Origin of the sequence: Microbacterium cremeum (genome assembly GCF_015277855.1) — a bacterium.
Classification (GTDB): Bacteria; Actinomycetota; Actinomycetes; order Actinomycetales; family Microbacteriaceae; genus Microbacterium; species Microbacterium cremeum.
The window spans coordinates 3,241,017-3,262,677 of sequence record NZ_CP063812.1 but is presented as its reverse complement, the minus strand read 5'-3'; the positions used below and the strand labels follow the sequence as shown (position 1 = coordinate 3,262,677).

General features: G+C 70.7%; 19 protein-coding genes. 17 read left to right on the top strand and 2 right to left on the bottom strand.

What is annotated here, in order from left to right:
• The first annotated feature begins 103 nt into the window (after positions 1–103).
• On the top strand, positions 104–3,037 hold the full coding sequence (locus IM778_RS14655; protein WP_194409562.1) for an immunoglobulin-like domain-containing protein: 2,934 nt from the start codon (positions 104–106) through the stop codon (positions 3,035–3,037).
• Positions 3,038–3,088: 51 nt separating this feature from the next.
• On the opposite strand, the gene IM778_RS14650 is transcribed toward IM778_RS14655, so the two are convergent.
• Positions 3,089–4,156, bottom strand: coding sequence for a LacI family DNA-binding transcriptional regulator (locus tag IM778_RS14650; protein ID WP_194409561.1), 1,068 nt, complete (start codon positions 4,154–4,156; stop codon positions 3,089–3,091).
• Positions 4,157–4,459: 303 nt separating this feature from the next.
• Between IM778_RS14650 and IM778_RS14645 the strand changes: the two genes are divergently transcribed.
• The 16 genes from IM778_RS14645 to IM778_RS14570 all read left to right on the top strand — a co-directional run bounded on the left by IM778_RS14645 (position 4,460) and on the right by IM778_RS14570 (position 21,228).
• On the top strand, positions 4,460–6,886 hold the full coding sequence (locus tag IM778_RS14645; RefSeq protein WP_228484577.1) for a family 43 glycosylhydrolase: 2,427 nt from the start codon (positions 4,460–4,462) through the stop codon (positions 6,884–6,886).
• Between the two features lie 132 nt (positions 6,887–7,018).
• The gene (locus IM778_RS14640; protein WP_194409560.1) at positions 7,019–7,639 is read left to right on the top strand and encodes a hypothetical protein; all 621 of its coding nucleotides are present in this window, start codon (positions 7,019–7,021) and stop codon (positions 7,637–7,639) included.
• 29 nt (positions 7,640–7,668) lie between these two features.
• Positions 7,669–10,608, top strand: coding sequence for a family 43 glycosylhydrolase (locus tag IM778_RS14635; RefSeq protein ID WP_228484576.1), 2,940 nt, complete (start codon positions 7,669–7,671; stop codon positions 10,606–10,608).
• A gap of 134 nt (positions 10,609–10,742) precedes the next feature.
• A complete protein-coding gene (locus tag IM778_RS14630; RefSeq protein ID WP_194409559.1) occupies positions 10,743–11,654 on the top strand; it encodes an ATP-binding cassette domain-containing protein in 912 nt (303 codons plus the stop codon).
• A complete protein-coding gene (locus IM778_RS14625; protein WP_194409558.1) occupies positions 11,651–12,460 on the top strand; it encodes an ABC transporter permease in 810 nt (269 codons plus the stop codon). Before IM778_RS14630 ends, IM778_RS14625 begins: the two co-directional genes overlap by 4 nt.
• Before the next feature lie 9 nt (positions 12,461–12,469).
• On the top strand, positions 12,470–13,765 hold the full coding sequence (locus IM778_RS14620) for a sensor histidine kinase (RefSeq protein WP_194409557.1): 1,296 nt from the start codon (positions 12,470–12,472) through the stop codon (positions 13,763–13,765).
• The gene (locus IM778_RS14615) at positions 13,762–14,439 is read left to right on the top strand and encodes a response regulator (protein WP_194409556.1); all 678 of its coding nucleotides are present in this window, start codon (positions 13,762–13,764) and stop codon (positions 14,437–14,439) included. The genes IM778_RS14620 and IM778_RS14615 overlap by 4 nt, the downstream gene beginning before the upstream one ends.
• A gap of 73 nt (positions 14,440–14,512) precedes the next feature.
• Positions 14,513–15,061: an SRPBCC family protein gene (locus IM778_RS14610; protein ID WP_194409555.1), complete on the top strand. Its 549-nt coding sequence runs from the start codon at positions 14,513–14,515 to the stop codon at positions 15,059–15,061.
• On the top strand, positions 15,058–16,524 hold the full coding sequence (locus IM778_RS14605; protein ID WP_194409554.1) for a phytoene desaturase family protein: 1,467 nt from the start codon (positions 15,058–15,060) through the stop codon (positions 16,522–16,524). Before IM778_RS14610 ends, IM778_RS14605 begins: the two co-directional genes overlap by 4 nt.
• A 111-nt stretch (positions 16,525–16,635) precedes the next feature.
• Entirely contained in the window at positions 16,636–17,220 is a 585-nt protein-coding gene (locus tag IM778_RS14600; protein ID WP_194409553.1) for a DUF6790 family protein, read from the top strand.
• A gap of 38 nt (positions 17,221–17,258) precedes the next feature.
• Entirely contained in the window at positions 17,259–18,227 is a 969-nt protein-coding gene (locus IM778_RS14595) for a squalene cyclase (RefSeq protein ID WP_194409552.1), read from the top strand.
• A 151-nt stretch (positions 18,228–18,378) separates the two neighbouring features.
• Positions 18,379–18,732 carry a PadR family transcriptional regulator gene (locus tag IM778_RS14590; protein WP_194409551.1) on the top strand — a complete coding sequence of 118 codons (354 nt, stop codon included), beginning with the start codon at positions 18,379–18,381 and terminating at the stop codon, positions 18,730–18,732.
• Positions 18,732–19,100 carry a DUF1048 domain-containing protein gene (locus tag IM778_RS14585; RefSeq protein ID WP_194409550.1) on the top strand — a complete coding sequence of 123 codons (369 nt, stop codon included), beginning with the start codon at positions 18,732–18,734 and terminating at the stop codon, positions 19,098–19,100. The genes IM778_RS14590 and IM778_RS14585 overlap by 1 nt, the downstream gene beginning before the upstream one ends.
• On the top strand, positions 19,097–19,906 hold the full coding sequence (locus IM778_RS14580) for an ABC transporter ATP-binding protein (protein WP_194409549.1): 810 nt from the start codon (positions 19,097–19,099) through the stop codon (positions 19,904–19,906). The genes IM778_RS14585 and IM778_RS14580 overlap by 4 nt, the downstream gene beginning before the upstream one ends.
• The gene (locus tag IM778_RS14575; RefSeq protein WP_194409548.1) at positions 19,906–20,673 is read left to right on the top strand and encodes an ABC transporter permease; all 768 of its coding nucleotides are present in this window, start codon (positions 19,906–19,908) and stop codon (positions 20,671–20,673) included. The genes IM778_RS14580 and IM778_RS14575 overlap by 1 nt, the downstream gene beginning before the upstream one ends.
• Before the next feature lie 339 nt (positions 20,674–21,012).
• The gene (locus IM778_RS14570) at positions 21,013–21,228 is read left to right on the top strand and encodes a hypothetical protein (protein ID WP_194409547.1); all 216 of its coding nucleotides are present in this window, start codon (positions 21,013–21,015) and stop codon (positions 21,226–21,228) included.
• Positions 21,229–21,301: 73 nt separating this feature from the next.
• On the opposite strand, the gene IM778_RS14565 is transcribed toward IM778_RS14570, so the two are convergent.
• Entirely contained in the window at positions 21,302–21,631 is a 330-nt protein-coding gene (locus tag IM778_RS14565) for a hypothetical protein (RefSeq protein WP_194409546.1), read from the bottom strand.
• Positions 21,632–21,661: the final 30 nt, after the last annotated feature.

Sequence of the window (21,661 nt, the reverse complement as noted above, 5' to 3'; positions counted from 1 at the left end):
ATTGATCGATAAACCTCCGGCGCGGGGGCGGTCCCTCCGGACGGCGACGCGCCGGATCCGCGACAGCCAGATACGAATCAGATACGAAGGAGTATCCCTTCCCATGCTCAGTCCACTCACCCGTCGCACGCGCCGGCGCGGCGCCACCGCGTCCCTCGCCGCAGCCGCCCTGTGCGTCGGCGTCGTCGTCGCCGCACCGATCGCGGCACAGGCCGAGGACCAGGACGTCGTCGACGGCCTCGTCCACCACTTCGCCCTCGATGAGACGTCCGGCACCGTCGTGTCGAACACCGGCTCGGCCGGGAGCGCGGCCGACGCCGTGCTCGTCAACCCCGACAAGGCCGCGCGCGACGGCGCAGGCATCCGCTTCAACCCCGACGACTACGCCGACGCGCTGAGCGGCGCCTACGTGCGGCTGCCGAGCGACCTGACGGCCGGGATGCAGGCGATCACCATCGACTACGACATCTGGATCGACCCGGCCAACGTCGGTGAGCACCAGATCTGGAGCCTCGGCAACAAGGTGTCGTGCGACGCCGCCGGCGGCCAGCAGGGGCAGCTCTTCTCGTCCAACACGCAGCGACTGCGGGTCGCCGCCGGCTCGGTGAACGTGCAGCAGAACCGCGTGCGTCTTCCGGAGGGCGTGTGGAAGCACGTCACCTACACGCAGACGCCGAACGCGAACGGCACGACGTGGACCGGCACGCTGTACGTCGACGGCGTGCAGCACGCGCAGTCGACCGCCATCACGACGCCGCCGTCGGTCAACGCCGCGGGCACGAACTGCAACTTCCTCGGTCGCTCGCAGGTGCCCGGCAACTACTCGTTCCGCGGCTCGCTGACCGACTTCCGCGTGTACGACCGGGGCCTCGACCCGGCGGAGGTCGCGTTGCGCGCGGCGCCGGGCAACGCCGAAGGCGTGCAGGCGGATGCCGCGGCCATCGACCTCGGACTGACGAGCGCCGTCGTGGAAGACCTCGTGCTCCCGAAGCTCGGCACGGTCGCGGGCTCGACGATCACCTGGGCGTCGTCCGACTCCTCCGTCATCGAGGTGGTGAACCCGCCCGCGGTGACGAGCGCACGCAAGGTGCCGATCCGAGGCGTGATCAGCCGGCCCGCGCTGGGCGAGCCCGACGCGACGGCGGTGCTGACCGCGACCCTGCGCAAGGGCGGTCAGTCCGTCGCCGTGCGCGAGATCGCGATCACCGTGCCCGCCGAGTTCGACGCGGCCCACTCCGTCGACCGCGACGCGCTCGACCTCGACCTGTACGAGACCGACGACGTGCGCGGCCACATCACGCTGCCCACCGAGGGACGCTGGGGCTCGCAGATCACGTGGGAGTCGAGCTCGGAGCTCATCTCGCCGACCGGCGAGGTGACCCGCCCGGCGTACGGGCACCCCGAGGTCGAGGCCACGCTGACGGCGACCATCGCCCAGGGCGGAGCGTCGGTCGAGAGGGCGTTCGACGTCGTGGTCAAGCCGCTGCCGCGCCACGAGGAGAACGAGCGCTACTTCCTCGGCTACTTCAAGGGCGAGGGCATGGCCGACGGCGAGCAGATCATGTTCGCCACGTCCAACGGCAACAACGCGCTGGAGTGGACCGGTCTCACCGGCGGCTGGCCGTCGCTGGTCTCGCAGCTGGGCGACCAGGGGCTGCGCGACCCGCACATCGTGCGGTCGCCCGACGGCGACACGTTCTACATGATCGCCACCGACCTGAACTGGTACGACCAGGGCGGATACGCGATCAACGACACCCAGTACATCGAGGTGTTCGAGTCCAACGACCTGGTCAACTGGACCCCGCAGCGCCACGTCAAGGTCGCACCCGATAACGCCGGCAACGCGTTCGCGCCGGAGTCGCTGTGGGTCGACGAGATCGGCGCGTACGCGGTGTTCTGGGCGCAGTCGCTGTGGAACGATCCGCTGAACCGCACCGGGCAGGGGAATGCGCAGATGTGGTACAACATCACGCGCGACTTCCAGACGTTCTCCGAGCCGCAGGTCTGGCAGGACCCCGCCCCGCAGTCGCGCATCGACACGACGGCGATCAAGGTCGGCGACCAGTACTACCGGGTGACGAAGAACGAGGCCGGCAACGCCGGGTCCGACCTCTTCTCGGAGAAGCACACCGACTTCCTCGACAGCGACATCCACGCCTGGCAGCTCATCGCGCCGGCCCTCGGCCGGACGACGTGGCAGCCGAACGCGGGGTACGAGGGTCCGGTGATCTTCGAGGCGAACCCCGGCGACACCGCGTGCCCCGGCCAGTTCTACCTGTGGGGAGACCGGTACACCAACGGCGGCGGATACCAGGCGGCGTGCGAGGCCGACATCGAGGCGCCGACCTGGCAGCCGAAGACGATCACCATGACCAACGCGGGCGTGCCGCGGCCGCGGCACGGCACCGTCATCCCGATCACCCTCCGCGAGTGGAACAGCATCCGCGGGATCGAGAACGAGGATGTCGCGACCACCGTCGAGGTCTCGGTCGACGACGTCGTCGAGAACGAGGAGGGGCAGGTCACGGCATCCGTCACCGCCGCCGACGGGTTCGAGACCGGCGGGCAGGTGCGCTTCAGCGTCGGCGACTGGTCCGACACCGTCCTCCTCGAGGACGGCCGGGCTTCGGCCACGATCCCGGCGGGACTCGAGCGGGGCGCGCAGACAGTCACGGCCGAGTTCCTCGGCTTCGACATCCTGCTCCCCGCCCAGGCCGCGGCGTCGTTCGACGTGCTGGCCGCGGTGAACGCGACCGCAGCGGTGACCGAACGCTGCGCGGGCAAGAAGGTCGCGCTCTCCGTCGAGGTGGTCAACACCGACGAGCGCACCGTCCAGGTGCGCATCGAGACCGCGTACGGGACGAAGGACGTCGCGTCGCTCGCACCGGGTGAGCGCGTGTCGCCGTCCTTCGTCACCCGCGAGGCGTCGGTGCCTGCCGGGTCCGCCACCGTGACGGTGTGGGCCGACGACGCAGGGGAGCGCGAGCACTCGGTGTACGACGCCGCGTACGGGGCGCTGTCGTGTAGCCGCTGAACGTACGGGTGGGGGATGCCGCGCGGGCGCCCCCACCCGTGCCCCACGGTGTCAGCGGGTCGATTCCCGCACGATGAGCCTCGTCGGCATGACGCGTCGCACGGGCTCCTCGCCGGCGACGCCGGCAGCGGCGCCTCCGGGGCCCGGAGTGCGGGCCTGCAGACGGGCGAGCATGATCCGGACGATCTCGTCGGCCATCGCGTCGTTGTCGGGGTCGACCGTCGTCAGCCGGGGCACGCTGTACGCGCTCTCGCGGACGTCGTCGAATCCCACCACCTGCACGTCGTGGGGCACACGGATGCCGTGATCGGCGAGCGCGCGCAGCGCGCCGAGTGCGCTGGCATCGGTGAAGGCGAAGACCGCGTCGAACTCGGTGCCGTCGGCGATGACCCGCGACATCGCCTCGTAGCCGTCCGGGAGGTGGAGCCCGGCGTTCACGATGAGGTCGGATCGCACCGGTGCCCCGCGCTCGCGGTGCGCCGTGACGTAACCCTGTGTGCGCAGCGTCTGCACCGAGGGGCTCCCGGCGTTCGATCCGCCCAGCGCGACGACGGCGCGGGCGCCGCGGTCGAGCAGGTGCCCCGTCGCCAGGGCCCCGCCGCCGATGTTGTCCATCAGCACGTGGTCGAACCGCGTCGGCACGGCGCGCTCGCCGAGGAGCACGATCGGCGTCGTCGGGTGGAAACGGTCGAGATCGGCCGACTCGCTCGCGGCGATCGCGAGGATGAACCCGTCGTACGTCTCGAGGTGCGATGCTGCGAGCGACTCGACCTCGGCGGTCATCGCGCCGCCGGTGTTCTCGGTCACGAGACGGATGCCGCTCTCTCGGAACCGGTGCGACAGGCGCTCGGCGAGCTCGCCGTAGTACTCCGACGCGAGGACCGGCACCCCGAGTCCGACGATCCCGGTCGTGCCCCTGCGGAGCGAGCGGGCCGCCTGGTTGAGGCGGTACCCGAGCTCGTCGATGACCTTCGTGACGCGGTCGATGGTCTCGGCGCCGACGCGTTCGGTGCGTCCGTTGACGACGTTCGACACGGTCTGCGCCGAGACGCCTGCCTTCTGGGCGACGTCCTGCATCGTGACGTGCGTGCGGGCGTGCGGGATCTGTGGTCGTTCCATCCGCGTCTGTTCGATCTGAGCCGGTGGGCTACAGCGACTCTATCCGCGGGGGAGGGTCCCGCATGCGGCACAGAGTGCGGCGTGCACACGCGGTGCTGTCGTGATAGCGCGAACAGGACTTGGGCGAGATCTCTTGCGGGCTCATTCTGTGACCGCTAACATGCAAGCGTCCGCCCATCGGATGCCGTGCACGCAGCCGTGCTCACGCACGCCGAAAGCTCGGGTCGCCCATCGGCCCACTCGCTTCCCATGTCTGTACGTGGTGCAGGCGGACCAAGGTTGATCGATCAATGAGGAGGAACCTTGACCAAGGAGATGATCCGTCCCGCGGCCAGACGCCGCCGGATGGCCGGCGTGCTGGGCGCCGCGGTGACCGCCACGGCGCTCATCGTCAGCGGGCTCGCGATGCCGGCGACAGCCGCCGACGAAGAGCTCATCGTGAACGGCGGCTTCGAGAGCGGACTGGAAGGCTGGTTCGTGAACAACGGCAACGCCGCCGACGGGGGCACGCTCTCGATCGTGGACGACGCGTACGCCGGCGCGTCCGCGGTGAAGGTCACCGGCCGCACCACGACCGGCTCCGGCCCCATGCAGGATCTGACCGGCAAGGTGCAGTCCGGCCAGACCTACACGATCAAGGCGCGGGTGAAGTACGACAACGCGAGCAGCCCGGCCACCAAGCAGTTCTTCGCGACCATGCACTACGGGGGCGGCACCTACACGAACCTCGGCAGCACCACGCCCGCCCGCGGTCAGTGGGGCTACATCAACTCGACCTTCACGATCCCCGCCGGCCAGAGCACCGCGACGGCCCGACTGTTCATCGAGACGCCGTGGACGAGCACTCCTTCGGCCGATCCGAACACGCACCTCATGGACTTCGTCGTCGACGACGTGTCGCTCGTCGGAGCGCCGCCGCCCCCGCCGCCGTCGAAGACCATCGAGGTCGTCGGCAAGCTGCCCGGCGAGCACAACCCGCTGATCGGCCACAAGTTCGGCGCCGACGGGTTCGGCTACGCCGAGGACGGCCGCGTCTACATGTTCATGACGAACGACACGCAGGGGTACATGCCCGACCCCGTGACGGGCGTCTCGCCGCAGATCAACTACGGCAATATCAACCAGATCACGCTGATCTCATCCGAGGACCTCGTGAACTGGACCGACCACGGCGAGATCCAGGTGGCCGGACCCCAGGGCATCGCCCCGTTCACGAGCAACTCGTGGGCTCCGGGCTTCGCGAAGAAGGTCGTGAACGGCGAGGAGAAGTACTTCCTCTACTACGCCAACGGCGGCGGTTCGAGCAACGTCATCACGGGTGAGAGCCCGCTGGGACCGTGGAAGAGCGAGCGCACGAGCACGCTCATCAACGGCTCCACGCCGGGCGCCGAGGCCGTCGCGTGGAAGTTCGACCCCGCCCCGTTCGTCGACACGGACGGCACGCCCTACCTCTACTTCGGTGGCGGTCCGGCCTCGACGAGCATGCCGGCGGCCGAGCGGTACAACAACCCGAAGAACATCCGCGTCATCGAGCTCGCCGACGACATGGTGAACACGCAGGGCTCGGCGATGGTCGTCGACACCCCCGTCTCGTTCGAGGCCGCGCACGTCTTCGAGCGCGAGGGCAGGTACTACCTCAGCTACTCGTCGCACTTCGGCGGGAACGACTTCGGAGGCAACCAGACGCCGCTTCCCGGATACCCCGGTGGCGGGCAGATCCCGTACCTGATGTCGGACAGCCCCACGAACTTCCCGAAGGAGAAGTACGTCGGTCTGCTCTTCCCGAACCAGTCGCAGTTCTTCGGCGCGGGCACGGGCGGCAACAACCACCAGTCGGTGTTCGAGTTCGAGGGCAAGTACTACTTCACCTACCACGCCCCGACCCTGAACAAGCGCATCAACGGGAACACCACGCAGGGCTACCGCAGCCCGCACATCCAGGAGATGACGTTCAACGAGGACGGCACCATCCAGCAGGTCGTCGGCGACTACGCCGGCGTGGACCAGGTGCGCGACTTCGATCCGTTCCGCACGTTCGAGGCCGAGACGTTCGGCTGGAGCAAGGGCATCGCGACGCAGAAGATCGACGGCGGCTCGACGCAGTTCGGTCCGGCCGCTGCGAACCTCGTCGTGAAGGACATCGACAACGGTGACTGGACCGGGCTGTCGGCCGTGGCCTTCGGCGACGCCGGTGCGGCATCCGTCACGGTGAAGGTCAAGCCGCTGCAGGCCGGCGGCGCGATCGACGTCCGCACGGGGAGCGAGACCGGTGCGGTCATCGGCACGATCCCGGTGAGCGGAACCGTCGGGGAGTGGACCGAGCTGACCGGCGCGCTGAACGGCGCGACGGGCACGCAGGACCTCTTCTTCACGTACCGCGGCGGCAGCGGCGACCTGTTCGAGCTCGACACGTGGTCGTTCGCCCAGGCGAGCGCGCCGACGCTCGACGTGACCGCCGAGGCCGCGTCGCGGTGCGTCGCCGGCAAGTCGGTGCTCACGGTGAAGGTCTCCAACGGCGAGGACGTGCCGGTCTCGGTCTCGGTCTCGACCGCCTACGGCACGAAGACGTCGGTGACGGTCGGTGCGGGCAAGTCCGTGTCGAACGCCTTCACGACGCGTCTCACCGCCGCTCCGGCAGGAGCCGCGGAGGTGACGGCGACCGCCACGGTCGCCGGCGAGCAGGTCTCGGCTGTCGTGCCCGCGCCGTACGCGGCGCACAGCTGCGGCTGAGAACACCCGCCCGGGGTGGCGGTCCGCAGCGCGGACCGCCACCCCGGGCCCCCGAACCGATGACGGCCGGATGGTCCGGCTGCACAGCGATACGGCGCGGCGACGTCGCCCGCCGGGAAGAGAGAAGAACGCATGAAGACCAACGGAACCCTCGTCCGCACGGCAGCGGGCGTGCTCGGCGGGATGCTGCTGCTGGGCGCCGCCGGTGCCGCGGTCGCCGACGAGCTCGGCGACGACGACGTCCAGGTGAGCGTCGACATCGAGGCGCTGCCGCCCGTGGGCGCCCTGACGATGTCGGTCGCGGCGAACGCGACCGGCCTCACCGAGGTCGACTCCACGGACCCGGAGCTCCGAGAGTTCACGGGACTGCTCCCGACGGTGACGGTCTCGGACGACCGCGAGGAGGTGCCGTCCGACCTGTCGTGGTACATCACGGGTCAGTCGTCGTCGTTCTCGGCGCCCGGGGTGCCCGAGATCGGACCGGAGCACCTGGGCTGGGTCCCGCGTCTGCTCACCGTGGACGACGGACAGGTCGCCGAAGGGCCGGAGGTCGGCACCGTCTTCGACGAGGGCCCCAACAACGTGGGACTCGCCGGCGAGGAACTCCTCTCGCTGGCGCTCGACTCCGGTCAGGCGCGCGCCGTCGGCACCTGGAACGCCAACGCCGACCTGTACCTGAAGACCCCGCGCGACGTCGCACCCGGCAGCTACTCCGCGACGCTCACCCTGACCCTGTGGGAAGACGCACAGTGACCGGCGGTCCGAGGGACTGAGGAGGAACCGTGCCTACGACATCCGCCCTCCGCGCGATGCGGCCGCTCGCCCTGGCGAGCGCGGCCGCCGTCGCCGCCGCGCTGCTGCTCGCCGCCCCGCCCTCGCAGGCGGCTGAGACGTGGCAGCCCGACTCGGGCTTCACGTCGACCGACAAGGGTGACGGCACGTACACCGTGCCGCTGCTGAACGCCGATGTCCCCGACGTGTCGGTGGAGCGCGTGCCTGCGTCCGACAACGACGAGGGGCGCGACCTCTACTACATGATCAGCACGACGATGCACTTGAGCCCGGGTGCGCCGATCATGAAGTCGTACGACCTGGTGAACTGGGAGATCGTCAACTACGTGTTCGATCGGGCCGACATCAGCGACGCGTTCTCGCTGCGCAACGGGCAGAGCTCGTACGGGCAGGGTCAGTGGGCGTCGTCGTTGCGGTACCACGACGGGAAGTGGTACGTCGCGTTCAACACGAACAACCTCGGCGGCTCCTACATCTACGTGACGGACGACATCGACGAAGGCTCCTGGGAGCGGATCCCGCTGGGACGCGCGTTCCATGACCCTTCGCTGTTCTTCGACGTCGACGGGACGCCGTACATCTTCTACGGGTCCGGGTCGACCAGCGCCGTGAAGCTGAGCAGCGACATGAAGACCGTGGTGGCCGAGTACCCGCAGATCCTGCGGACCTCCGACTATCCCGGGTCGCCGTTCCTCGGCGGGCTCTTCGAGGGCGCGCAGGTGCAGTACATCGACGGCAAGTACTACATCGTCATCATCACGTGGCCGTCGGGCCAGGGGCGCCAGGTCGTGCTCTTCCGCTCCGACGAGCTGCTCGGGCGTCACGCGACGGGCGACGGCAGCAACCCGTACGAGGCGCGCGGCGTGCTGAACTCCAACGGGTTCGCGCAGGGGAGCCTGGTGCCGATCGCCCGCGAGGACGGCGGCACCGACTGGTGGGGCATGTTCTTCCGCGACACCTTCCCGATCGGGCGCATCCCGGCGCTGATCCCGGCCACGTGGTCGGACGGCTGGCCGACGTTCGGCAATGCCGGCTCGGTGCCCGTGAACGGCGCGTTCGACAACCCCATCCGGCTCAGCCCCGAGCAGGAGCTGTACGAGCGGCAGAAGAGCGTGGTGGTCTCGGACGACTTCGACAACGACGCTCCGCACCGCGCGTACATGGACGAGCAGTGGACGATCCCGGCTCCGCCGGACGTCGACGAGTCGTTGCTGGGTGTCGAGCTGCTCGCCAACCCCGGGTTCGAGAACGGCACCGAGGGCTGGACGGTGAACGACACGGCGACGCTGACGGCGTCGACGGATGCCGCGACCGGCGCCGGCTCGCTGCTCGCGTCGGGCCGCACCACGACCGGATCGGGTCCTGCGCAGGACGTCACCGGCAAGGTGCAGCACCACGTCACCTATGACATCTCCGCCAAGGTGAAGTACGTCAACCCCGCGAGCCCGGCGACGAAGCAGTTCCTCGTCACCGCGCGGTACGGCAGCAGCACGTTCACGAACCTCGCCAGCGTCACCGCGACCCGGGGCCAGTGGGCGACGATCACGGGCAGCTTCACGGTCCCGGCTTCGCAGAGCCTGTCGTCGATGAGGATCTTCGTCGAGACGCCGTGGACGAGCAATGCCAACGCGCAGGCCGCCCCCGACACGCACCTCATGGACTTCCTCGTCGATGACGTCTCGCTGAAAGGGCGTCCGCTCACCACCGAGCTGGCGCATCCCGACGAGATCGCCCCGAACGGCTCGCGTCTCGCGCTGCCGTGGGAGTGGAACCACGCGCCCGACAACCGGTACTGGTCGCTGACCGACCGGGACGGGTGGCTGCGGCTCACCTCGGGCAAGGTGGTCACCGGGACGTACAAGCATCTCAAGCTCGCGAACGACGACGAGGTCACGTTCCTCGAGGAGGCGCGCAACACGCTGTCGCAGCGCACCTTCGGGCCGCGGCAGTCCGCCGAGACGAAGCTCGACATCTCGGGCATGAAGGACGGCGACGTGGCGGGCCTCGCGGCCTACAACCGCGGCTTCTCCTACGTCGCGGTCAAGCGGGTGAACGGGGTCGACACGGTCGGCGTCGTCAACCGCGTCCAGCCGTTCCCCGCGACGATCGACCAGGCGGCGGTCGAGACGTTCCTCCCGGGGACGACGGCCGACCTGGGCGGTGCGACGGAGGTGCATCTGAAGGCGGATCTCGACTTCGCGAGCCCGGCCGGGCAGCTGTGGACGACCTTCTTCTACAGCCTCGACGGCGTGACGTGGCAGCAGCTCGGCAACCGGGTCGGGCCGCAGACCCTGGACGGCACGCTGACCCACTTCATGGGGCACCGTGTCGGGCTGTTCTCGTACGCGACGCAGCAGACGGGCGGGCACGTCGACTTCGACCACTACCTGCTCAGCGACACGCTGACGTCGCAGGGCCTCCCGCTCGACAAGAGCGACCTGGATGCCGCGATCGCGCACGCCGGCACGCTCGAGGCGGCCGACTACCCCGAGGCGGAGTGGGCGGAGCTCGAAGAGCTGCTCGCCGATGCCGAAGCGGTGAGCGCCGGGGCCGTCGGGACGCAGAACCAGATCGACGCGCCCGAGCGTGCGCTCAGCCTGCAGCTGGCACGCCTCGGGGTGCTGAAGGCGCCGGAACCGACGCTGGACGTGTCGATCACGACCGGCGCGCGGTGCGTCGTGGGCAAGACGGTGCTGACGGTCCGGGTCTCGAACGACGAGGACGTGCCGGTGTCGCTGACCCTGGCCACCCCGTTCGGCACCAAGACGGTCTCCGCTCTCGCGGCCGACACGTCGGCGTCGTACGCGTTCACGACGCGTCAGGCGTCGATCGCGGCGGGCGCGGTGACCGGCGAGGCGACCGCGACGGTGTCCGGCGAACCGGTGTCGGCCCCGCTGGATGCGGAGTTCGCGGCGCACTCCTGCGGCTGACTCGATGATGCGGTGGCCCGACTGCCGGGCCACCGCATCGTCGCGCGATGGCACCGTGGTACGACGTCGGCGCCGGCGAAGATCGGTCTCCGCTCCGACGCGGACGACGGGTGCCTCTTCCTAGCGTGGAACGCATGATCACCGTGCAGAACCTGACCAAGCGCTTCGGCGCCAAGACGGCGGTCGACGACATCAGCTTCGAGGTGCGTCCCGGCGCCGTGACGGGCTTTCTCGGCCCCAACGGCGCCGGCAAGTCCACCACGATGCGCATGATCGTGGGCCTCGACCGCCCCGACGCGGGCGCCGCGACCGTCGGCGGCCGCCCGTACCGCGAGCTGACCGCGCCGCTCACCGAGGTGGGCGTGCTGCTGGACGCGAAGGCGGTGCACCCGGGCCGCTCGGCGCGGGCCCACCTGCGCGCGCTCGCCGCGACCCACGGCATCCCGAACTCCCGCGTGCAGGCCGTGATCGACCTCACCGGTCTCGGCTCGGTGGCCGATCGTCGCGTGGGCGGCTTCTCGCTCGGCATGGGACAGCGCCTCGGCATCGCGGCGGCGCTCCTCGGCGACCCGCACACGCTGATCCTCGACGAGCCGGTCAACGGCCTCGACCCCGAGGGCGTGCTGTGGGTGCGTCAGCTGGTGCGCGCGCTCGCCGCGGAGGGGCGGACCATCTTCCTCTCGTCGCACCTCATGAGCGAGATGGCGCAGACGGCCGACGACGTCATCGTGCTGGGCCGTGGCCGGGTGCTCGCCCACACGCCGATCGGCGAGCTGGTCGACGGCGCGTCGCGGCAGACCGTGCGGGTGCGGGTGACGGATGCCTCGGCCCTGAGCCCGCTGCTGCAGGCCGAGGGTGCGACGGTCGTCGCGCTCGAGCACGACCTCGCCGAGGTCACCGGCCTCGCTGCCGCCCGGATCGCCGAGCTCGCCGTGGGCTCCGGCATCCCCCTGCATGAACTGACCCCACAGCGCGCGTCGCTCGAGGAGGCCTACATGGCCCTCACCGTCGACGCCGTCGAGTACCGGACGGAGACCACGCGATGACCGCCACGACCCTCACCCCCACCCGGCTGGGCCGCGATGTTGCCTTCGGCGGCGTGCTGCGCTCGGAGTGGATCAAGTTCTGGAGCCTGCGCTCCACCTACTGGTCGCTGGGCGCGGCGTTCGTGCTGTCGGTGGGCATCAGCCTGCTCGCGGCCCTCGCGATCGGCGGTCTCACGAGTCCCGACGAGCTCGCGATGACCATCACGGTCGGCCAGCTCGGCACGTTCGGCATCTTCCTGACGCAGCTGGTGTTCGGCGTGCTGGGCGCGATCTTCATCACCGGCGAATACAGCACCGGCATGATCCGCTCGACGTTCGCGGCCGTGCCGAGGCGTCTGCCCGCGCTGTTCGCGAAGGCGGTCGTCCTCTTCACGACCGCGTTCGTGGTGGGCCTCGCGATCATCGTCGCGGCCACGGTCACGGGCTCGATGGCGTTCGCGAGCATGGGCCAGTCCGTCGAGTTCACCGAGTTCGGCACGGAGGTGGCGCTGCCGATCCTGGGCGGTGCTCTCTTCCTGGCGCTCCTGAGCGTCTTCGCGCTCGCCGTCGGGGCGATCGTGCGCGCCGGCGCCGGTGCGATCGCGATCGTGCTCGGCCTCCTGCTCGTGGTGCCGATGGTGCTCGGCGCGATCCCGGTCGAGTGGGTGCAGGACGTCAGCCTGTACACGCTCGCGTCGTCGGGTCCGGGCCTGGCCGCGGCGCAGGCGGTCGACGCCGACTTCTGGCGCGACCTGCTCGTGACGATCGCGTGGCCGGCTGTCGCGATGGCGGGCGCCGCGGCGGTGGTCCTCCGGCGCGACGCATAGGGTCGCTGTATGACCGGCGCGTCCTCGATCCCCGGCTCCCCGATGGGGGGAGCCGGGGATCGGCGCACGCGGGAGGACGCGGTGGACGCCGCCGAGGAGGCACCCGAACTCGCGCTCCCGCGCCCGCCGGGCGTTCTCCGCAGGTTCTGGGCGGCGCATCCCCGGCTCGTCGACATCCTGGTCGTGGTCGTCACGGGGCTCCCCGCGCTCGTCGCGAGCATCGCTCTCGGCCCGCTCGCCCAGGTGCCGTGGTGGGCGGCGGCGGGTCTCGTGGCCGCGGCGGCCGCGGCATCCGTCTCGCTGCTGTGGCGACGCCGGTGGCCGCTGCTGCCGGTGGTCGTGGCATCCGTCGTCTCGGCACTGCCGTCGCCGATGAGCGGCGGCGGCGTGCTGCCGCTGGTCGCCGCCCTTTACGCGCTCGGCGCGTACGCGGCCGGCCGCACGGTGTGGATCGGGTTCGGCATCGCCGCTGCCTCCGGCGTGATCGCGAACCTCGTGAGCACGGCGCCCGACGACGTGGGCCTCGCCGGCCGGATCACCTCGGCGGTGCTCGCGGTGCTGTTCGCACTGGTCGCGGTGCTGATCGGCGTGTCGGTCGGGGGGCGCCGCCGCTACGTCGACTCGCTCGTCGCCCGCGCGCGCGATCTCGCCCGGGAGCGCGACCAGGAGGCCCAGCTCGTCGCGGCCGCCGAGCGCGCCCGCATCGCCCGCGAGATGCACGACATCGTCTCGCACGGGCTCACCGTCGTGGTCACCCTCGCCGAGGGGGCGGCAGCCGTGACGCCGAGCGACCCCGAGCGGGGTGCCGAGACGATGCGACGCGTGGCCGACACCGGCCGCAGCGCCCTTGCCGAGATGCGGCGGCTGCTGGGCGTGCTGGCAGAGCCGGGCGACTCGTCGCCGCTGACGCCGCAGCCGGGCGTCGGCGACCTCAACGACCTCGTGCAGCGCTTCCGCGAGACGGGCATGCCGGTGCGACTGGCGACCTCGGGCACGGTCCCCGCCGACCCCGGGCTCGGACTCGCGGTGCATCGCATCGTGCAGGAGTCGCTCACGAACGTGCTGCGCCACGCCCCCGCCGCGACACGGGTCGATGTGACGGTGACGTGCACCGACCACGAGGTGGCCATCACCGTCGACGACGACGCCGTCGCCCACGCGGCGCCGCGCACCACCGGGTCGGGCCGGGGGCTCATCGGCATGCGGGAGCGGGCGCTCATGTACGGCGGGACCGTGGACGCCGGCCCCCGCCCGAGCGGCGGATGGCGTGTGCACGCGGTGCTGCACGGAGAGGACGACGGATGACGCAGCCCATCAGGATCGGGATCGTGGACGACCAGGAGCTCGTGCGGCTGGGCCTGAGGCTCGTGCTCGACGCCGAGGACGAACTCGAGGTCGTCGCCGAGGCGCCCGACGGCGACGGGGCGATCGCGATCGCGCAGCGCGGCGACGTCGACGTGCTGCTGATGGACGTGCGGATGCCGGGAACCGACGGCATCGCCGCGACGGAGCAGATCACCGGGCAGATCGCGGACCCGGGGGGTGCGCCGCGCATCATCGTGCTGACCACCTTCGACCTCGACGAGTACGCCTTCGCCGCGCTGCGCGCCGGCGCGAGCGGGTTCCTGCTCAAGGACGCACGCCCCGCCGAGCTCGTCGGCGCGATCCGCGCCGTCCACCGCGGCGACGCGGCGCTCGCGCCGAGCGTGACCAGGCGCATGCTCGCGCAGTTCGCGCAGGGCAGGGACGAGACGTATGCCGCCGCCGAGGCATCCGCCGTGCTCGAGGTGCTGACCCCGCGCGAGCGGGAGTTCCTGGTCGCCGTGGCCGAGGGCCTCACCAACGACGAGCTCGCCGCCCGCTTCGTGCTGTCGGAGTCCACGGTCAAGACCCACGTCGGGCGGCTGCTGCAGAAGCTCGGCGCCCGCGATCGCGTGCAGCTCGTGATCCTCGCCTACCGGCTCGGCCTCGTGCGCTGACGAGGGCTAGTACAACCTCTGGCCTGCCGCAATGGCCTGTGGCCCCGGCATCCGTCGTCGTAGCGTCGGCACCATGTCGCGCAACGTGAGGGTCCTGAAATGCGCGCCCGAGGACGTCTTCCGGGTGCTGCGCGATGGCTGGCTGTACCCGTCGTGGGTGGTCGGTGCGTCGCGCATGCGGGAGGTCGACGAGGCGTGGCCGTCCGCGGGTGCGAGGCTGCATCACTCGGTCGGGACGTGGCCGGCGCTCATCGACGACTCGACGGCCGTCGAGGCGTGCGATCCGCCGCGCCGCATCGTCATGAAGGCGCGAGGGTGGCCGCTGGGCGAGGCCCGTGTGACGATCGATGTGAAGGCGCGAGGGGACGGCAGCGTGGTGCGCATGCAGGAGGAGGCGGTGGCGGGGCCGGCGGCCTACGTGCCCGCCCCGTTGATGGACGTGGTGCTGCACTGGCGCAACGCCGAGACGCTGCACCGGCTGGCGTATCTCGCCGAGGGAATGGCGGCCACGCAGTCCCGCGCCACGACGGCGCAGCGCGAGATGGCGCAGAGCGGCGAACAGGCGCGGGGCGGCGAGCCGGTCGCGGGGGACGAGCCCGGGCCCGATGAGATGGTGCCATGACGACACCCCGCCCTGAGCTCGACGCCGTCGTCGTCGGCGCCGGACCCAACGGCCTCGCCGCGGCGGTCACGCTCGCGCGCGCCGGGCTGCGGGTGCACGTGTACGAGCGCGCCGACCAGGCGGGCGGCGGTGCGGCCACCAAGGAGCTGACGCTGCCGGGCTTCCGGCACGACGTGTGCTCGGCGGTGCATCCGCTCGCCTTCGAGTCGCGGTTCTTCCGAGAGTTCGGCCTGCCCTCGCGCGTCGAGTTCGCCGTCCCGGAGGTGTCGTTCGCGCAGCCGCTGGACGGCGGGCGCGCCGGCATCGCGTACCGCGACCTCGCCCGCACGCGCGATGGGCTCGGCGTCGACGGCCGTGCGTACGAGCGGCTGATGCGCCCGCTCGTCGAGCGGGCGTCGGGCGTCGCCGACTTCACCGGATCGTCGCTGCTCCGCCTGCCGCGCGATCCGATCGCCGCGGCGCTGTTCGGGCTGCGGGCGCTCGAGCAGGGGAGCGCGGTGTGGAACGCGAGGTTCCGCGAGGACGCCGCTCCCGCCCTGCTCACCGGGGTCGCCGCGCACACGATCCTGTCGCAGCCGAGCATCGCGGCGGCCGGGGCAGGGCTCTCGCTCGGGACCTACGCGCACGCGCGGGGCTGGCCCATCCCGATCGGCGGCAGCCAGGCCATCGTCGACGCGATGGTCGACGACCTGCGCGCGCACGGCGGCGAGGTCGTGCTCGGGCGCGACATCGTGTCGCTCGACGAACTGCCGTCGGCGCGGGCCACGCTCCTGGACGTCACGCCGCGTGCGCTCCTCCGCCTCGCAGGCGAACGGATGCCGTGGCCCTACCGGCGGGCCCTCGAGGGCTTCCGCTACGGCGGCGGTGTCGCCAAGGTCGACTTCGCGCTCAGCGAGCCGGTGCCGTGGACGCATCCGGCGGTGCGGCAGGCGGGCACCGTGCACGTCGGCGGCACCCGCGCCGAGATGGCCGCGGCCGAGAACGAGGTGAACCGCGGGCGGCTGCCCGAGCGCCCGTACGTGCTCGTGGGGCAGCAGTCGCTGTTCGACCCCGGACGCGCGCCCGAGGGCCGGCACACGCTGTGGACGTACACGCACGTCCCCGCCGGGAGTCCCGCCGACCGCGAGGAGGCGGTGATCGCGCAGATCGAGCGGTTCGCCCCGGGATTCCGCGACACGATCCTCGCCACGAGCTCGCGTACGGCGGTCGACGTCGAGCGGCACAACCCGAACTACCCGGGAGGCGACATCGCGGCGGGAGCGCCGATGCTGCGTCAGCTGGTGCGGCGCCCCGTCCTCAGCCCCGACCCCTGGCGCACGCCCGTGCCGGGGCTCTATCTGGCCTCGGCCTCCGCGGCCCCCGGCCCCGGCGTCCACGGGCTCGTCGGCTGGTTCGCCGCTCTGAGCGCGCTGCGCCACGAGTTCGGCACATCGGCGCTGCCCGATCTCTCGCCTCGGCCCTGACCCGGCCCTAACCCGGCGCGCCGCGCGGCGGGCCACCGGTCGGGCCGCCCACGCCGCTACAGTGCAATCACCGCGACCGCCGCCGATTCGCGGCCCGACCTGGGAGATGTCATGGAAGCAGCCCTCACCGACGTCACGACCCTCCTCCTCTCGAACTTCACCGTCACCCTCTTCGTGCTCGGGCTCATCACGGCGGGGATCGGCATGCTGCGGGCACGGCGCCGCGCCCGGCTCACGGCATCCGTCGTCTGGGGAAGGCTCCTCGATCACTTCCTGCTGCTGTCGGTGGGCGTCAGCTACCTCTACAACTTCGTCATGCACAGCGTGTTCGGCGACTTCACCGCCGAGATCATCGGGTGGGACCAGAGTCCGTTCCAGCTCGAGGTGGCCTTCGCGAGCCTCGGGTTCGCGGCTGTGGGGTTCCTGGCGTTCCCGCGCCGGCAGGGGTGGATGGTGAAGCTCGCGGCACTCGTCGGTCCCGCGCTGTTCCTGTGGGGCGCCGCGGGCGGGCACATCCATCAGCTGATCACGGCGGGCAACGAGGCGCAGGGCAACGCAGGCAGCATCCTCTACACCGACATCCTGATGCCGCTGGCCGGGTTCCTCTTCCTGTGGCGCTTCGTGGTGGCGACGCGGCGCGAGCGGGCGGCGGGCGAAGTCGGCGACGCGGTGGCGGCCGAGACCATCGGCGCCTGAGCGCGCGGGCGTCGGGGCCGACGGCTACTGTGCATCGCATGACCACGGACCGGCGTCTGCTCGACTGGCTGCTCGACTCCGACCCCGCCCTGCGGTGGCAGGTCGAGCGCGACCTCCTCGGGGCGCCGCCCCAGACGTGGCAGGCGACCCGTGCCCGCGTCGCAACCGAGGGATTCGGTGCCGCCCTGCTGGCGGAGCAGGACGACGACGGCCAGTGGGCGGGCGGCGCGTTCTTCCCCGCCGGGTTCTTCGGCAGCCCCGAGGCCGACGAGCCGGGTCAGCCGTGGACGGCCACCACGTGGGTGCTGAAGGACCTCCGGGAGTGGGGGCTGGACGCCGGCGCCCTCGAAGGCACCGCCGAACGACTGGCCCGCCACAGCCGGTGGGAGTACGACGACCTCCCGTACTGGGGCGGCGAGGTCGACGTCTGCATCAACTCCTACACGCTCGCCTCCGGCGCGTGGCTCGGCGCCGACGTCTCGAGACTGGTCGAGTGGTTCCCGGCGCATCGCCTGGCCGACGGCGGCTGGAACTGCGAGGCCGAGGAGGGCGACTCCGTGCGGTCCTCGTTCCACTCGACGCTCAACGCCGTGCGCGGCCTGCTCGCCTACGAGCGGATCACGGGCGACACGCGCATGCGCGCCGCCCGCCACGGCGGCGAGGAGTACCTGCTGTCGCGCCGGCTGATGTACCGCGCGTCGACCGGCGAGGTGGTGGGGGACTTCGTCACGAGGTTCGTCCACCCGAATCGGCATCGCTACAGCGCGCTCGCCGCACTCGACCATTTCCGCGACGCCGCGCTGCTCGAGGGAACCGCGCCGGATCCGCGTCTCGCCGACGCCGTCGACGCGGTGCGCGCCGCCCGGCAGCCCGACGGCACGTGGCTGCAGACGACGCCGCTGCGGGGTCGCACGTGGTTCGGCGTCGATGCCGGCGAGGGCGAGCCCTCGCGTTGGCTCACGCTGTTCGGCACGCGCGTCCTGGAGTGGTGGGACGCCGCCCGCTGACACCCCCGTCCCTCTCTTCGTGGTGCGCCGAAGAAGCTCGCTTCGCGGTGCGCCGAAAAAACTCACTATTCAGTGTTGCCAAGTACCGGTACCTAGTGTTACCGTTTAGTGGTACTCAGCAACACCGAGTAGTTAGGAGGAGGTGATCACGATGGCGAATCAGCTGACCGAGATGCTCAAGGGCACGCTCGAAGGCATCGTGCTGGCGACGCTCGCGGCACGACCCGCGTACGGATACGAGATCACGGCACGACTTCGAGAGCTGGGCTTCTCGGAGATCGTCGAGGGGACGGTTTACGCGCTGCTGGTCAGGATCGAGCAGAGGGGCCTGGTGGACGTGGAGAAGGTCCCGTCCGAGAAGGGTCCACCGCGAAAGGTGTACTCCCTCAACGCACAGGGACAGGACCAGCTCGCCGAGTTCTGGAGGACATGGAGCTTCCTCGCAGGACGCATCGAACAGCTCCACACCGACACCGCACCAGGCACCGAAGAAGGAGAGAACTGATGGCCGCCAAGTGGATCGAGACCCTCACCGGGTCGCTCGAGCAGAAGAAGCAGTACAAGCAGACCATGGCCCGCATCGAGGGCCTTCCCGAACCGTACCGCACCGCGGCGAAGGCGCTCCACCGGTACTTCATGTACTACGGCGGCGTCACCGACGGCGACACGATGGTCACCATGTTCGGCGATCTCGCCGACCTGTGGGACCGCGCGGCCGCCGACGGCACTCCCGTCCGCGAGATCGTCGGCGACGACCCCATCGAGTTCGCCGAGACCTTCGCCCAGTCGTACAGCGGGCGTCACTGGATCGACAAGGAGCGCGAGCGCCTCATCAAGGCGATCGACGCCGCAGAGCGTGAGGAGACGAAATGACCACCGCAACAGCACCCGCGATCCAGGTGAAGGGCCTGGAGAAGGCGTACAAGGACGTGAAGGTTCTGCGGGGCGTCGACTTCGACGTCGCGCGGGGCAGCATCTTCGCCCTGCTCGGCTCGAACGGCGCCGGCAAGACCACCGCGGTCCGCATCCTCTCGACGCTGCTGAAGGCCGACGCGGGCGCCGCCCGTGTGAACGGGTTCGATGTCGCGTCGCAGTCGCAGAGCGTGCGGGAGTCGATCAGCCTGACCGGGCAGTTCGCCGCCGTCGACGAGGTCCTCAGCGGCCGCGAGAACCTGGTGCTGGTGGCGAAGCTGCGCCATCTGCGCAACCCCGGCAAGATCGCCGACGACCTGCTCGCCCGGTTCTCGCTGACCGAGGCCGGCGCCCGCAAGGCCGCGACGTACTCCGGCGGCATGCGCCGCCGGCTCGACATCGCGATGAGCCTCATCGGCAACCCGCCGGTGATCTTCCTCGACGAGCCCACCACGGGCCTGGACCCTCAGGCGCGCATCGAGGTGTGGCAGACCGTCAAGGAGCTCGCGAACAACGGCACCACGGTGCTGCTGACCACGCAGTACCTCGACGAGGCCGAGCAGCTGGCCGACCGGATCGCGATCCTGCACAAGGGCCGCATCATCGTCAACGGCACCCTCGCGGAGCTGAAGCAGCTGCTGCCGGCCGCGAAGGTCGAGTACGTCGAGAAGCAGCCCACCCTCGAGGAGGTCTTCCTCGCCATCACCGGAGACGACGGCGCCACCGATGAGGCCGCCGTTCCCGCTCAGACCACGAAGGAGCGATGATGTCCACCACGCATTTCTTCGGCGACACCGCCATCCTCACCGGCCGTTCGCTGCGCCACATCCTGCGCAGCCCCGACACCATCATCACCACCGCCGTCACCCCGGTCGCCCTGATGCTGCTGTTCACGTACGTGTTCGGCGGCGCCATCGACCTCGGCTCGAAGACGTCGTACATCGACTACATGCTTCCGGGCATCCTGCTCATCACGATCGCGTCGGGCATCGCGTACACCGCGTACCGGCTGTTCCTCGACCTGCAGGGCGGGATCTTCGAGCGGTTCCAGTCCATGCCGATCGCCCGTTCGAGCTCGTTGTGGGCGCACGTGCTGACCTCGCTCGTGGCGAACCTCGTGTCGCTCGCGATCGTCGTGGGCGTGGCGCTGCTCATGGGGTTCCGCACCGGAGCGAGCGTGCTGGACTGGCTCGCCGTGATCGGCATCCTGGCACTGTTCACGCTGGCGCTGACGTGGGTCGCGGTGATCGCGGGCCTCGCAGCGAAGACGGTCGACGGTGCGAGCGCGTTCTCGTACCCGCTCATCTTCCTGCCGTTCATCAGCTCGGCGTTCGTCCCGACGAACTCGATGCCGGCGCCCGTGCAGTGGTTCGCCGACAACCAGCCGGTCACCTCGATCGTCAACTCGCTGCGAGCCATCTTCAGCGGGCAGCCGGTGGGCTCCGACCTGTGGGTGGCGCTCGCCTGGTGCGTCGGCATCCTCGTCGTCGCGTACTTCATCGCGATGTCGATCTACCGGAAGAAGATCAGCTGACGTGACGCTTCACGACACGGACGAAAGCCCCGCGTTCCCTGGCAGCCGCCAGAGAACGTGGGGCTTCCGTGCGTGCCGCGCGGCCGCAGGGGAGTCGCAACCGCCCGACGCGATGCCCGCCCCTCAGCCACGCGCGGCGAGGACACCACCTCGTCGTATGCCGCGCGTGTCACGTGCGATGCGCCGTCGCTCATTCGAGCATCTTCGCGGCCGCGGCGCCCGCGCCGAGAGCGCAACGCCGCAGCGGGTGCGTCTCGGGGCAACACCTCGCAAGCCGGCTCGTCGACACAGGACCTCGCCTCAGATCGAATGTCGGTGCGTGCCCATAGCCTGTGAAGCATGAAGTCTGCTCGCCTCGCTCGCATCGACTCCAAGCTGCCCCGGCGCGGCTTCGCGATGGTCACGATCACCGTCGTCGACGAGCACGGGTTCACGCACCACTACGCGCCGGTCGAGACGCCCACGGGCGCGCTCCGCGATGCCGTCACGCTCATGCACCTTCACTCGACGGCCTCGGACGCCGCCGCGGCGCCGACCGAGGTCGAGGCCGGCTGACACGCGCGCGTGTGCCGCGTCGCACGCTGAAGCGTCCAGCGTCCGTCCGCTCCGCTGCCTCTGGTCACTCCGGTCAGGGGCCCCGATCGAAGTCCAGGTCCACCGGGGGCGCCGGATCGACCACGGCCACCGGGTGCAGGCGCCGCGTGCGCGCATCCAGTTCCGCCAGCACGCCGGGATCGACCAGCTCCGTCACGCCTCGCGCGGCCGGAACCGCCACGATCTGACTGGCCGGTCCGACCAGCATGTCGACGGAGCCGATCGCGCCGTCCTCGTCGAGAGCGGGAATCGTCACGGTCTCGGCTTCCCCGACTTCCGCCAATGCCGCGCTGTATCGCAACAGCGCGATGGCGATCTCGTCCCCCGTCAGAAACTCGCTGCCCGCGTAGATGATCCTCTTCACACGTCCAGTCCTACCCCTCGCCCTCCCAGT

Excerpts from the sequence above, each read along its gene's own strand:
- IM778_RS14655 (WP_194409562.1), top strand. The coding sequence starts at position 104 with ATGCTCAGTCCACTCACCCGTCGCACGCGCCGGCGCGGCGCCACCGCG.
- IM778_RS14650 (WP_194409561.1), bottom strand. The coding sequence starts at position 4,156 with ATGGAACGACCACAGATCCCGCACGCCCGCACGCACGTCACGATGCAG.
- IM778_RS14640 (WP_194409560.1), top strand. The coding sequence starts at position 7,019 with ATGAAGACCAACGGAACCCTCGTCCGCACGGCAGCGGGCGTGCTCGGC.
- IM778_RS14630 (WP_194409559.1), top strand. The coding sequence starts at position 10,743 with ATGATCACCGTGCAGAACCTGACCAAGCGCTTCGGCGCCAAGACGGCG.
- IM778_RS14625 (WP_194409558.1), top strand. The coding sequence starts at position 11,651 with ATGACCGCCACGACCCTCACCCCCACCCGGCTGGGCCGCGATGTTGCC.
- IM778_RS14620 (WP_194409557.1), top strand. The coding sequence starts at position 12,470 with ATGACCGGCGCGTCCTCGATCCCCGGCTCCCCGATGGGGGGAGCCGGG.
- IM778_RS14615 (WP_194409556.1), top strand. The coding sequence starts at position 13,762 with ATGACGCAGCCCATCAGGATCGGGATCGTGGACGACCAGGAGCTCGTG.
- IM778_RS14610 (WP_194409555.1), top strand. The coding sequence starts at position 14,513 with ATGTCGCGCAACGTGAGGGTCCTGAAATGCGCGCCCGAGGACGTCTTC.
- IM778_RS14605 (WP_194409554.1), top strand. The coding sequence starts at position 15,058 with ATGACGACACCCCGCCCTGAGCTCGACGCCGTCGTCGTCGGCGCCGGA.
- IM778_RS14600 (WP_194409553.1), top strand. The coding sequence starts at position 16,636 with ATGGAAGCAGCCCTCACCGACGTCACGACCCTCCTCCTCTCGAACTTC.
- IM778_RS14595 (WP_194409552.1), top strand. The coding sequence starts at position 17,259 with ATGACCACGGACCGGCGTCTGCTCGACTGGCTGCTCGACTCCGACCCC.
- IM778_RS14590 (WP_194409551.1), top strand. The coding sequence starts at position 18,379 with ATGGCGAATCAGCTGACCGAGATGCTCAAGGGCACGCTCGAAGGCATC.
- IM778_RS14585 (WP_194409550.1), top strand. The coding sequence starts at position 18,732 with ATGGCCGCCAAGTGGATCGAGACCCTCACCGGGTCGCTCGAGCAGAAG.
- IM778_RS14580 (WP_194409549.1), top strand. The coding sequence starts at position 19,097 with ATGACCACCGCAACAGCACCCGCGATCCAGGTGAAGGGCCTGGAGAAG.
- IM778_RS14575 (WP_194409548.1), top strand. The coding sequence starts at position 19,906 with ATGTCCACCACGCATTTCTTCGGCGACACCGCCATCCTCACCGGCCGT.
- IM778_RS14570 (WP_194409547.1), top strand. The coding sequence starts at position 21,013 with ATGAAGTCTGCTCGCCTCGCTCGCATCGACTCCAAGCTGCCCCGGCGC.